The organism is Tabrizicola flagellatus, assembly GCF_046295235.1.
In the GTDB taxonomy this organism is placed as follows: Bacteria; Pseudomonadota; Alphaproteobacteria; order Rhodobacterales; family Rhodobacteraceae; genus Tabrizicola; species Tabrizicola flagellata_A.
On sequence record NZ_JBKBLV010000023.1, the window covers coordinates 51,671 to 64,690 of the forward strand.

4 protein-coding genes are annotated in these 13,020 nt (G+C 66.3%); 3 read left to right on the plus strand and 1 reads right to left on the minus strand.

Translation table 11 applies throughout. The features are described from left to right. Positions 1-6: 6 nt before the first annotated feature. Positions 7-8,736 (minus strand): peroxidase family protein, encoded by an 8,730-nt coding sequence (locus ACK4IU_RS11650; protein WP_409735184.1) that lies wholly within the window; start codon positions 8,734-8,736, stop codon positions 7-9. Positions 8,737-9,128: 392 nt separating this feature from the next. Between ACK4IU_RS11650 and ACK4IU_RS11655 the strand changes: the two genes are divergently transcribed. From ACK4IU_RS11655 to mutL, 3 genes are all read left to right on the plus strand, one after another. After that, positions 9,129-10,499, plus strand: a complete 1,371-nt coding sequence (locus tag ACK4IU_RS11655) for a sensor histidine kinase (protein WP_409735186.1) — start codon at positions 9,129-9,131, stop codon at positions 10,497-10,499. A gap of 161 nt (positions 10,500-10,660) precedes the next feature. Next, complete coding sequence (locus tag ACK4IU_RS11660) at positions 10,661-11,341, plus strand: LuxR C-terminal-related transcriptional regulator (RefSeq protein WP_409735189.1); 681 nt, start codon at positions 10,661-10,663, stop codon at positions 11,339-11,341. A 68-nt stretch (positions 11,342-11,409) separates the two neighbouring features. Next, positions 11,410-13,020 (plus strand): DNA mismatch repair endonuclease MutL (gene mutL, locus ACK4IU_RS11665; protein WP_409735192.1); only part of this gene is annotated, 1,611 nt, incomplete at its 3' end.

The following is a 13,020-nucleotide window of genomic DNA, read 5'->3' on the forward strand; positions in this document are numbered from 1 at the left end:
GACGGCCTAAAGCTGGAAGTCGTCGGTGCTCAGGTTATGATTACCGCGCAGCCGGATCGAGAACTCCGCCCCCTCGTCGCCCGAGGTGTTGCCCTCCACCAGGGTGAAGTCGCCCTCGCAGTCCGATCCGTGCCGGACCGCAAGCTGACCGACCCCGGTGAAGGCACCCGAGACCAGGACGAAGCTGCCCTTGCCCGCCGCGGCGCCGTTGGCGTCGATGGCAGAAAGGTCGATCCGGTCGCCGGGCTCGAAGCTGGCGATGGTGTCGCCATCGGCGTCCTGGGCGCTGAGGAAGCGATAGGTGTCGCGCCCCGCCCCGCCGTCCATCACGTTCGCCGCCCGTCCAGCCGTGATCACATCGTCCCCGGCACCGCCGACGAAGTTCTCGATGCTCCACAGCACGTCGGTGCCGGTGGCCGCGCTTTGCGCCATGCCCCGCCCACCGTGGCCGGTGCCGAGATCGACGGTGATGTTGGCCAGGATCGCCGACATGTCCAGCGTGTCGGCGCCGCAGCCGCCGGACACGTCGTCGCCATAGTAGACGTCGTTCCCGTCGCCCTCCGTGGCACGGAAGAGGTCGTTCCCCTTGCCGCCCACGACCAGGTCGTTGCCGGCACCGCCTTCCAGGAAGTCGTCGCCTTCCTCGCCGAACAGCCGGTCGTCGCCCTCTTCGCCGAACATCATGTCCGCTCCGGCGCCACCCAGCATGTTGTCGTTTCCGGCCCCGCCGAACATCATGTCGCGCCCGGCCATGCCCAGCATGTTCTCGGCCGCGGCGGTGCCGAACAGCGCGTCCGCCGCCGCCGTCCCGACCATCGCACCCGAGGCCGCGATCGGCGGCACCGTTACCGGCCCGTCATCCTCGTCCTCCTCATCGTCCGAATCGCCGGCCGGATCGTCGTCCTGCTCGCCCTCGTCGTCCGAGCCGCCTGCGGAGCCGTCATCTTCGTCCTGATCGCCATCGCCGTCCGGCGGATCTCCATCGCCCGAAGCATCGTCGCCGGGAGCATCGTCGTCCGATACCGTGTCGGCATCGGCATCATCGCCCGACCCAGTCTCGTCGTCCGCGTTGCCGCCGCCGGTTTCGCCACCGCCTGGATTGCCGCCGGTGTCGCCGGCGCCGGCACCATCGTCGTCGTGATCGTCGTCCTGATCTGCGCCGTCATCCTCGTCCGCTTCGTCGTTGATCGCGTCGAAGATCGTGCTGTCCAGCCCGGTCAGGCTCGTGTTGCGGGCGATGATGTTGGCGAAGGTCGTATCCTCGCCGAAGCTCTGGTAGAAGTCGAAGTTCTCGAACCGGTCGATGTAGTAGAACCGGTCGCCTTCCTGCAGACGGTCGAACTGTTCGTGCAGCACGACCCAGAAGGTCTGCCCGACCATGCCGCCGTTGATGTGAGCCTCGGCCAGGCCGCCGACCCACAGATCCACCCGGTCGATGCCCTTGACGATCTTCTCGCCATTCGGCCCGTCCACCAACTCGATATCCGGGTTGACCGCGACGAAAGCCGCAACTGCCTCGGGTGTGGACAGGACCAGATCGGGATAGGCGGCGCGGAACTGGGCGATGACCGCATCGCTCAACCCGTTGCGGGCCTGGAAATCCTCCCAGCTGGCGTAGGGCGAGAGGTCGCCGGCGAAGCCGACCGCCTGGGCGATGTAGGGATCGCGCGAGGCCGCCAGGCTGGCGCGGATCTGGTTCAGCGTGCCAAGGCCCACGTCCCAGCCCCGCGCCACGTTGAAGGCGAAGAGGTCGGCGTTGATGCGCACCAGGTCATTGCGGACCGCATCGACGATGTTGAAGTCAACCTCCTCGGCAACCTGGGTCGCGGTTCCGGCCAGGATCGAGGCCACGCCATGCTGGGCATAGCCCGGCTGCGGCACATAGCCCGGAGGCAGCGCGCCGGTGAAGGCGGCCGGATCGTTGGTCGGGTTCAGGAAGGCGTCGAACAGCGGCACCTGCATCGGCTGGCCATCCGGGCCGATCACCTGGATCGTCTGGCCGATCAGCGAATGGCCGACGCGATAGACCGCCGCGGCGAATTCATGGCTGATCCGGGCATCCACGTCGGGGTTGTAGCCGTCCCAGCCATGGTTCGAGAAGGTGCCGTCGCTGGCGCGAAGGCCACCGAGCAGCTTGTCGGCGAATTCCTGGAACACCACGCGCTGATAATCGCTTTCGTTCAGCATCTTGGCGGCCTGGAACACCTCTTCCGCGGTGCCGGCAAAGCCCTGGGCGATCAGGTTGTCCACATGGAAGTTGTGGTTGCGCGCCCAGATGGTGTGGACGGCGGTCAGGGCGAAGTTCTCGTTCGCCCGGCCGTCGCCCGCCACGCGGTGGTCCAGCAGGCTGATGAAGGGGTTCGCGTCCAGCAGCAGCGGCTGGCCCGAGCCGAGGAAGTTGCCCGCAAGCTCCCGCACCATCGCGGCATCGATCGCCCCGCTGGCATCGACCAGCCCGGCATAGGCGGTGCGGAAAGCCACCGCGCCGCCCGGCAGGCCGGGATCGCGGAACACCGTGTCGGCCTGCCAGTGATGCAGGATCAGGTCGCGCAGCGTGGGCAGCAGGGTGAAGCCGGGATCCGAGGGATCGGCCTCGCCTTGCAGCAGGCGCATCCCGAAGCCGCGGGCGCCGTCGCTTTCGCGCAGGAACTGGCCGACCAGCTCATGGCTGCCATAGGCCTGATTCTGGTCCACGAAGGGCGAGGTCATGTTGACGTGCTGCGGGATGCCGTTGGCATCGATGTGATTCACGACGGCCCGCGTCAGGTCGGCCGGATTGTCCGAGAACGGGCCGTGCTCCATTCCCGGGCCGCCGATGGCGATGGTGCCGAAGGCCGGGCTTTTCGGAATGAAGTCGAGCCCGTGGTCGAAGTACTGACCGAAGGCCATGAACAGGATGTTGGCATTCAGGGCACTGGGGGCCAGCCCGGGTTCCTGAGCCCCGAGGATGTTCGAGATCGTCCGCGGGTCGAGCCCGTCGAAGATCGGGTTCACTGCCCGGTTGCCAGTAGCTGGATCGAGGTCGCCATAGCGGGCGTCGGTCAGCCGGATAAAGGTCTCGCCGGCGGCGCCGTAGTTCGGGTTGGCGATGTTGTTGCCCGCGCCGCTGAGGCTGCGAACCCCGGCGGCGCCCTCGCTGTCGTCATCGTTGTCGAAGGCTGGGCGGCCCTGGACGATGTTTTGCAGCGCCACGAGATCGCGGTCGCTCAGAGCGAAACTGCCGTTGGCTGCGTCATCGTCCGCCGCGACAAGGCCCGGTATCTGCGGCATGCCTGCGGGTGCCATGAACGTGACGCTGGCATCGCCCCGGCTGACCCGGGTCATGCCATTGGCGAGGTTTGCAATCTCGATCGCGCCCTCGCCGCCGAGGTCGATGACGTCCTGCGGCCGGACCGAACCCACCATGACATCGTTGCCGCCTGCCCCGCGGAACACGATCCGGTGCGCCGAGGAAAGCGAGGAGATGTCCACCGAGTCGTCGCCGGTCGAGCCGTTCACCGTGATGGTGCTGAGGTTCAGGCTGGTGGTGGTGAAATCGCCGCCGACGATGATCGAGTCGCCACCGATCGTCCCGGCGGCAGGGGGCGTCGCATCGAGGGCGTTGATGACGATCTCCTCGATGTTGTCCAGTTCCGCGATCATGATCCCGTTCCGGGTGATGATGATCTCGGTATCCAGGCTGGTGCCGGCGGCGCCGGTGATGCCTGCCCCGATGGCGAAGGCGCGGGTGAAGATGCCGAAGGTCTCGGCATCCGCAGTGCCGGTGATATCCACCGTGTCCATGCCGTCGCCGCCGTTGATCCGGTCGCGGGCGCCGGCGGCAAGTCCGAAATCGGCCACCTGGATCAGATCGTCACCGGCCCCGCCGGCCAAGGTGTCGGCACCGGCGCCCCCGTTGAGCAGATCGTTGCCATCGCCGCCATCCAGAAGGTCGGCTGCGGCCCCGCCAAGCAGCGTATCGTTGCCGAGCCCGCCGTTCAGCTGGTCGGCGCCTCCGCCTCCGTCTAGCAGGTCGTCGCCGGCACCGCCGTCCAGCGTGTCGAGGCCGCCAAGACCATTCAGCACATCGCTGCCATCGTTGCCTTGCAGCAGGTTGGCGAACCCATTGCCGTTGGCCACGTCGTCCCCCGCCGTTCCGCTGAAGGCGAGCGTGACCGTATTTGCCTGCCAGTTCTGGCCGACCGGCGCGGTTGGCGCCGAGAACACCACCTCGCTTGCGCCAATCCCGTCGGTGAAACTTGCACGAGCACGCAGCATCAGCCCGGCCTGAGCGCCGGGGGTCGGCCCGGCAAGATCCTGCGGCGTGAAGCTGCTGCCGGTCGCGCCGGGAATGTCAGTCCAGGTCACACCGTCCGCCGAGGATTGCCATTGCACCGCGATCGGGCCGGGAATGCCGTTCCCATCGGCGATGCCGGACAGATCCACGGTCAGCGGCTGACCTTCGGTCGGGGTCGTGTCGCTGATTGCCGGTTGGCCGGTGGGTGCCAGGTTCACCGGCACGTCGCGGTCGCGGAAGCGCATCATCTCGATGTTGTGCAGGGTATCCGTGCCGTCGTCGGTCAGCACGTCCGGATTGTTGCCGAACCCCGTATGCGCGACCTGCACGATATTGCCCGGCAGATAAGTGATCGTGTAGTTGGCGAAATCGTCATTGAACACTGCGACATCCCGGTCTCCCGGCCGGTTGCCGTCCAGGATCTCGCGGACAATGTGCATCTGGCCCGGCACGATGGTGCGCGCGACCAGAAGCTCGAACAGGCTCTTGCCGACCCACGAGGCATCGACACCATCGGTCGCGGTGAAGACATGCTTCAGCGTGGTCACCGTGGCGATCTGGTTGGCGGCGCTATTCTCCTGCCCAGGCGCGCCGGTGATGCGGATGCGCACGTTCAGCCAGCGGTCGCCGTCGATGATGTCGTTGCCGCCGTTGCCGGTGATGAGATCCGACCCGCCGCCTCCAAGAAGGATGTTGCCCTCTTCCCAATGGGTCCGGCCGGCGCCGATCGACACCAGATCCTGCAACCCGGTGATCCGGTCGATCCCGGCCTGGTCCAGACCGTCGTTGAAGAAGAAGCCCTCGGTGCCATCCGGCACCTCGCCCAGCGCGTCCAGAGCAACGCGGTCGTCGCCGGTCAGCGTATCGTTCAGGTTCCAGCCCGACAGCGCCTCGACCTTGTCAAAGCGGTTGCGCAGGATGTCCTGTTCGTCGGTGGTGAAAATGCGGATGCGCATGTCGGCATTCGCCGCGACCGCGACGCCCTGGTAGGTCGCCCAGTCGAAACCGAACATGCCTTCGTTGCGGATCACGCTTTCGCCCTGGACCATGATGTCGTCGCCGGATTCGGCGTCGAAGTCCTGTTCGTCCGACCCCGCGAACATCACGTCATGCCCGATGATCCGGCTGTTGAAGAACAGCTCGGTATTGTCGCCCGAGATCACGTCGAAGCCGGGGCCGCCCTCGATCCAGTCGTCGCCCTCGTTCCCCATCAGGAAGTCGTGGCCCTGGCCGCCCATGATGAAGTCGTCGCCCTGGCCGCCGAAGACTTCGGAACTGTCGGCGCCGAGGAAGATCACGTCCTTGCCGTTGCCGCCCATCAGGATGTCGAGACCGCCCGACGTGGCCATGACGTCATCGCCATCCTCGCCCTTCAGGAAGTCGGCCTCGTCGCCTTCGTCCAGCACGATGTCGTTGCCGCCGCCGGCGTTGACCAGATCGACGCCGAAGCCCGCGCTGATGAAGTCGTCGCCCGCATCGCCCCAGATCGCGTCGTCGCCGTCCGAGCTGATGATCGTGTCGTTGCCCGAGGTGCCGCCGATCACCACATGCTCACCGCCGGTGAAGCGCAGGTAGTTGGTGTCCGGTCCCGGCGTCGCCGGGTTGTCGCGCATCACCTTGGTAAAGCCGAAACCCGCGAGGATCGGATCGTCGGCCTCCGGGTCATCTTCCATCTGATAGGCGCGGTCGACCTCAAGCACATGGTCATAGCGGGCAAAGCTGTCGGCACCGATGTGGCGGCGCACGATGTCGTCGGCCGTGCCGCGAATCCCGTCCGGGCCGGGTTCGGAAAGGGCCGTGTTGGCCAGAAGGATCTTGGCGAAGGAGTTCTGCTCCAGCTCGTTCAGGAAGTTCTGCCCCTGCACCCGGCTGAGATAGTAGAACCGGTCACCGAATTGCAGCATCTCGAGCTGGGCCTCGAAGATCGCGGTGAAGGTCGATCCCAGCATCCCGCCGAAGGGCATGATCCGTTCTGCCAGCCCGCCGACCCAGAGGTCGATATCGTTCAGACCGCTGTTCTGCGCGTTCCATGCGCCGCGGCCGTGCAGGAAATCCATCCGCTCGGCCGTCGATACCGCACCGCCGCCCAGAACCAGGTCAAGCGCTGCCTGACGCTTTTCTTCCAGCGTTTCGGCGGCGGTGATGGTCGGATGCAGGCCGTAGGCGGCGATCAGGTTGACCACGGTCATCGTGGTCTTGAGGTTCATGGCCAGGTCGAACCAGCTTTCGTAGGGCCTCAGCCACGGCGAGCCCGTCTGCGTGAACAGCTGCGCCCGAGTCTCGTTGAAGGTCGGCATGCCGGTGTCGCGGCCGCGCGCGATGTTCAGCGCGGCCAGGTCCAGCGGCAGCCCGACAAGGTTGTTGCGCAGAGAGCCGACGACGAATTCGTCGATGGCATTGCCGTGTTCCGTGGTCATGCCGCGGATCACGGCGGCGGCGGCCTCGTCGGCGCTGATTGCGCCGTCATTGTCATAGGCTACCGGGTTGAGGAAGGCGTCGATCAGCCCCATGTCGTCCATGCTGCCATCCGCAAAGACGCGCGGCATCGAGTCGGTCAGCATCGAATGGCCGAAGCGATAGACGACATTGGCGAACTCGGCGAAGATCGCCGGGTTGATGTCGGTCACCGCGTTGAACACAAAGGGTTCGACGTTCGGATGGATCTTGCGGGCGAACTCCTCGAATACCAGGTGCTGATACTGCATCTCGGTGGCGAAACGGGCCGACTGGAAGAGCCGCTCGCCGTTCCAGTCCAGATCTTGAAAGAAGCTCGATCCGGCCAGATAGGCGGCCTTGTCGGTCACGCTGTTGTAGCCCGCGATGAAGGCCGCCAGCCCCCCGGCATCCACCGGCGCGTCGAGCCATTCATTGACGAAGGCCGGATCGCCGCCCAGCAGGACCGCCAGCTTGTGCGCCTCGACCTGGCGGTTGTGTTCGGAATGGAACACATGGTGCACGGCGGTCAGGCCGATGTTCTCGTTGCCGCGGCCGTCGCCGGTGATGAAATGCCGGTCGAGAAGCTCGTTGTCGTAGCGGCCGTCGGTGCTGGTGCTGTCGGACAGGCCGAGGGCGTCGTCATCGTCGGCCGTCTTCAGCGTGCCGGTCCGGCCGTCGAAGGGGTTCGCGGCATGGGCGATGTCGTCCAGGAAGGCATGGCCGATGCGGATCGCACCGACCGAGAAGGTGTTGACCGGCGCGGACAGGTTGCCCTCGACCACGATGTCGTCAGCCGTGTTGGGAATGCCGTCCGGTCCGACCCCGGTCACGATCTGCGGCAGGCCGTTCGGCCCCCGGATGAAGGCGCCATAGGGGTCGGTGCGCAGAAGCGGGATGTTCAGCACGTCGCCGTCCGACAGCTCGATCCCCAGAAGGTCGCGCGCCTGGGCCTTGATGTCGCCCCAGGTGGCCAGGCCGCCGTTCGCACCATCCAGCAGGTGCCCGGTCGCCACCGGTCGGCCGTTGCTGTCAAGCTCGTATTCCCGCAGGAAGACCTGGTGCGAGGCATGCGAGGTATAGGTCTGGTTCTGGTCCACGAAGGGAGTCGTGGAGTTGTTGCCCTCGTGATTGGTGTCGTCGGCGGTGTCCATGATCCCGTCCGGCCCCGGCCCGGCGGTCGGCGTGGCGCGGGTCAGCGCCATGAAGCGCAACTGGGGCAGAAGATCGTCGGCAGTGCCTGCGATCCCGTCGGCGCCCAGCACCAGCGGATCGTCGGGTTGCAGCGGGATGTAGACCGTGCCGTTCCCGCCTTTGCCGATCAGGTCCAGCCCGTGGTCGAAGAACTGGCCGAAGAAGGTCATCCAGGCGTTGAAGGGCGCGGTCAGCCCTTCGTCGGGCGAGATGTTGGGCAGGCTGGCCAGATCCTCGTTGGTGATGGCGACATGCGTCCCGTCACCGGCGCGCGGATCGCCGGGGCGCACCGGAACCAGGCCGGGATTGGCCGCTTCCCAGTTCGCGACCGCAATCACATTGGCGAACCAGGCCGCCACCGCCGCCGGGTTCGACACCGACTGATCGATGACCAGGTTCGAGATGATCCGCGGATCGGCATCGGCCACGTTGCCGCTGTGCCCGCCGTTGACCATGGGGGAAGTCGGCGCCCCCACCACCCCATAGTTGCCGTTCGTCACCAGCGGCCCGCCCGGAGGGCCGAGCGGCATGACGTCGCCATCCGTCTCGACCCGCCAGTTGGGGTCCAGAAGCCGCGGCATCGGCTGATCCGCCGCGCCCCAGGTCTCGCGCCCCTCGACAACGTTGTTCAGCGTGCCATCCACCGTGCGCAGGCCATAGGGCACATGCGGGTCCGAAATCGCGGGCACCGCCCCCGGCGTTCCGGCCGGCACCACGTTGCCATTCGCATCCACCCAGACGCTGGTCAGCGCCGTGCCCGCGGCATGCGCTTCGCTGATCTTGATCTGACGCAGGATGAAGGACAGGTCGGCGAGGTTCAGTTTGACGGCCATGGCAAGCACTCCTCTGGCCCCTGGACGCGCGGTCCGGGGATTTTCACATTGTTCCAATAACTTGTCGGATTCTCGCAGTTGCCATGCGCGCCGCTCTGGCGACAGCAGGGCAGATCGGTCCGGCTACCCTCAATTATGGCATGACTGTGGCAGCGAACCTACCGGCGAAGGTCCGCTCGCATTTCGATACCAATGTCGGATCAGGATTTCGGACCAAGGTCCGATGCGCCCATCCGACCAAGGCCGCAATCAGCGGAATGGACGCAGGGTCCGTGATCGGGTAACCATTTGCAGGAATTCCCGAACCGCCGGTTTGGCCGGTCACGACACAGCGTGATTTAACGATTCGACCTGTTCTACTTCTGCGATATCGCCTTCGGGACCGGATTTGCATGAAGAACACGCAAGGGGAATCAGAGGCCGAATCACCTGTGCAGCGCCACTGGTCGCCGTTCAACATCCCGTATGTCCGGTTTCGCCCGCTGCCGGTGGTGCTGACGGTCATCACAATATGCTTGATGATCGGCCTCGGCTACCACATCATCCAGCGTTTTCGCGCGACCCAGCTTGTCTCTTACAGCCACCTGGCCGACATCTACGTCAACCGCTTCCTTGCCCCCTTCGCACTCGACCTGACGCGGGGCGAACCGCCGGATCCGGAACGGACGCAAGAGATCGCAAGGCTGGTCGACCCCGGCCTGCGTCCGAAACAGCGCATCGCCATGCACATCTGGGGCATGGACGGCAGCCTGCTTTTCACCAGCCTGCCTTCGGCCGACATGACGCGACACGACGACACCGAGTTGCGCCTCGCCATGACGGGAAAGGAGGTGGCGCTGATCGAGGAGCGGACGACCACCGACGACGGCGCCCCGCTGCCATCGCCTTATCTGGAGATATACCTGCCGATCCGCAGTCCTGGCGACAACCAGATCATCGCGGTGGGTGAGCTCTACCTGGATGCGACGACCGTCATGGAAGATATCCGCAGTTTCGAGCGCACGGTCATGCTGGCAACCGGGCTGGCGACACTGGCCGTCCTGTTCATGCTGGCCACAAGCGCCCGCGAAAGCGAGCGGCTTCGTCACCATCTGGACTCCGAAAGGCGGCTGGGCCTGCAAAACGCCAGGCTGCGGCAAGAGGCCGACCAGGCGCGCCTGAACGCCAACCGCGCGAACGAGGAAACGCTGAACCTTGTCGGCGCCGAACTGCACGATGGCCCGGTGCAGGTACTCAGTCTCGCAGCGCTCATGACGCAGGATGTGCAGGCCGGACCTCCTGAAGCCGGACCGTCCCAGGCCGCACTCATCCGGCAGGCCATGGGTCAGTTGCGCGAGCTATCGGCCGGCCTCATCCTGCCCGAAATCGAACCGCTGGACGTGAACGGCGTCGTTGCGCTGGCTGTCGATCGGTTCCGTGCCCTGTCGTCGGCTCCGCTGCGGGTCCGCTGCCCTCCCATGACCCTTCAGGTCGACCTTCCCCGTCGCATCTGCCTATACCGGGTTATCCAGGAAGGCCTGACCAACGCCGCCCGTCACGGAGACGGCAGCAGGATCCGGCTGGATGTGCACAATCGCGGCAACGCGCTGAGTGTGACACTCATCAGCCGCCACCGCGCCCACATGGCGAAGCCGGGCAAAGGGCCGACCAGCCAGCTGGGATTGCAGGCGATGCGCCGGCGGCTGGAGAGCTTCGGGGGAACTGTCGTCCTGCGAGAGATCGGACCCGCTGCCGTCCTTCAGGTCTCACTGCCCCTGTCATAGTCCAAGGCAGCCGGCCGGTGCCGTTTTCCACCCCCTGAAGTCGCAACAAAGCTGCATGATTTCGCAAGACTGTTCATGCAAGGCGGGCTGGAGTGCGGCACTTCGAATTTCCATTTGCTTCGCCGTCAGATTGCCGCTTTCATGTTCTGGTGGTGATTTGGATGAACAAGATTTCGATAGCCTTTCTGGACGATCACCCGGTGCTTCTGACGGGCATCTGTCAGTTGTTCGCTGCCGGTCACGACATGACTGTGATCGCCACCGGCCGGACGGCCGACGACGTGCTGGACGTCGCAATGAACATGCGGCCTAACGTGATGGTCGTGGACATCAACATGCCCGGCAATGTTCTTGCCGCCATCGCACGGGCGACTTCGATGAACCTGCCGACCCGATTTCTGGCCTTCACCGCCTCGGACTCGGTGGACACGGCCATCGCGGCTCTTGAGGCAGGAGCGCTGGGTTATCTGCTCAAAGGGGCGACGCTGGACGAACTGGGCGATGCGATCCGCCGTGTCAACCAGGGCGAGACCTACATCGCCCCGGCCTTCGCCTCGCGCGTGGTGACGGCGCTGCGCCGCGCACAGGAGACGCAGAAGGTGCCCCGAGTCAGGTTCAGCCCGCGCGAAGAAGAGGTGCTGCGCCTGCTCTTGCGCGGTGGAACCAACCGCGAGATCGCCGATGCCCTGAACATCAGCGAAAAGACGGTCAAGCACTACATGACCATCCTGATCCAGAAGCTGAACGTCCGGAACAGGGTCGAGGTGGTGCTTGCTGCCCAGGTGCTGGCCGACAGCGGCGGGCTGTCCCGGCAAGCAATCCAGGAACGGCGTCCCAACTAGCGGACGAACGAGCCCAAAGTCCCGTTTCGTTCTTTCCCGACTCGCAGGGGGCTGCTACAGATAGCGGCATGACGCTTCACACCCCCAAGATAACGGGCGCCCAGGGCCGTCCGGTGATCCGGCAACTGGACGAGGCCGCGATCAACCGCATCGCGGCGGGCGAGGTGGTGGAACGCCCGGCCTCGGCCGTTAAGGAACTGGTCGAGAACGCGCTGGACGCGGGCGCCAGCCGGATCACGGTCGAGATCGCCGATGGCGGCAAGACGCTGATCCGGGTGACGGACGACGGCTGCGGCATGACGGCCGAGGACCTGCCGCTCGCGCTGTCGCGCCATGCCACGTCGAAGATCGACGGGTCGGACCTCCTCGACATCCGCAGCTTCGGCTTCCGGGGCGAGGCGCTGCCCAGCCTGGGCGCCGTGGGACGGCTGACGATCACCTCGCGCGCCGAGGGCGAAGCGGCGCAGATCACCTGCGAGGGGAGCCGGATGTCGCCGGTCCGTCCCGCCGCGCTGACCCGCGGCACGGTGGTCGAACTGCGCGACCTCTTCTTCGCCACCCCGGCGCGGCTGAAATTCCTGCGCTCGGACCGGGCCGAGATGCAGGCGGTGACCGAGGTGATCCGCCGCCTGGCCATGGCCGAGCCGCAGGTGGGCTTCACGCTCCGCGACGTGACGGGGGGCGACAGCCGCGTCCTATTCCGTGCCGACCCGGCGAACGGGGACCTGTTCGATGCGCTGGGATCCCGCCTTGCCACGGTGATCGGCCGCGACTTCATCGACAACGCGCTGCGGATCGATGCCGAACGCGAGGGGCTGCGGCTGCAAGGCTATGCCGCGCTGCCGACCTATTCGCGCGGGTCCTCGGCGCAGCAATACCTGTTCGTGAACGGCCGCCCGGTGCTGGACCGGATGCTGTTCGGTGCCCTCAGGGCCGCCTATTTCGACGTGCTGTCGCGGGATCGGCACCCGGCGGCGGTGCTGAACCTGATCGCCGACCCGCAGCGCGTGGACGTTAACGTCCACCCCGCCAAGGCCGAGGTCCGCTTCCGAGAACCCGACGCCGCGCGGTCCCTCATCATCACCGCGCTGAAATCGGCCCTTGCCGGCGCCGGCCACCGCGCGTCGTCCACAGTGGGCGCGGCCACGCTTGACGCCTTCCGGCCTGAGCCGCGCATCTACCAGATGGACCGGCCCAGCCAGCCGGCGCTCGCCCGCGCCTTCGCCTTCCAGGCACCCGGTTTCGCCGAGGCCCCGCAAGCCCCCGCCTTCGCGCCGCCCAGCGAGGAGAAGGCGCAGCCGCACGACGAGCATCCCCTGGGCGCCGCCCGCGCGCAGCTCCATGAAAACTACATCGTCGCCCAGACCGCGACCGGCATCGTCATCGTCGACCAACACGCCGCGCATGAGCGTCTGGTCTATGAACGGCTGAAACGCCAGCTGGCCGAGACCGGCATCCGCGCCCAGGCCCTCTTGATCCCGGAAATCGTCGATCTCTCACCGGCAGACGCCAGCCGCCTCCTCGACGCCGCCCCCGCGCTGGCCGAGGTCGGGCTGGTGATCGAACCCTTCGGCGGATCTGCGGTGGCCATCCGCGAGACCCCCGCCGTCCTCGGCCCGGTCAACGGCGCGGCGCTGCTCCGCGACATCCTCGACGAACTCACCGATCAGGGCGACAGC

Excerpts from the sequence above, each read along its gene's own strand:
- ACK4IU_RS11650 (WP_409735184.1), bottom strand. The coding sequence starts at position 8,736 with ATGGCCGTCAAACTGAACCTCGCCGACCTGTCCTTCATCCTGCGTCAG.
- ACK4IU_RS11655 (WP_409735186.1), top strand. The coding sequence starts at position 9,129 with ATGAAGAACACGCAAGGGGAATCAGAGGCCGAATCACCTGTGCAGCGC.
- ACK4IU_RS11660 (WP_409735189.1), top strand. The coding sequence starts at position 10,661 with ATGAACAAGATTTCGATAGCCTTTCTGGACGATCACCCGGTGCTTCTG.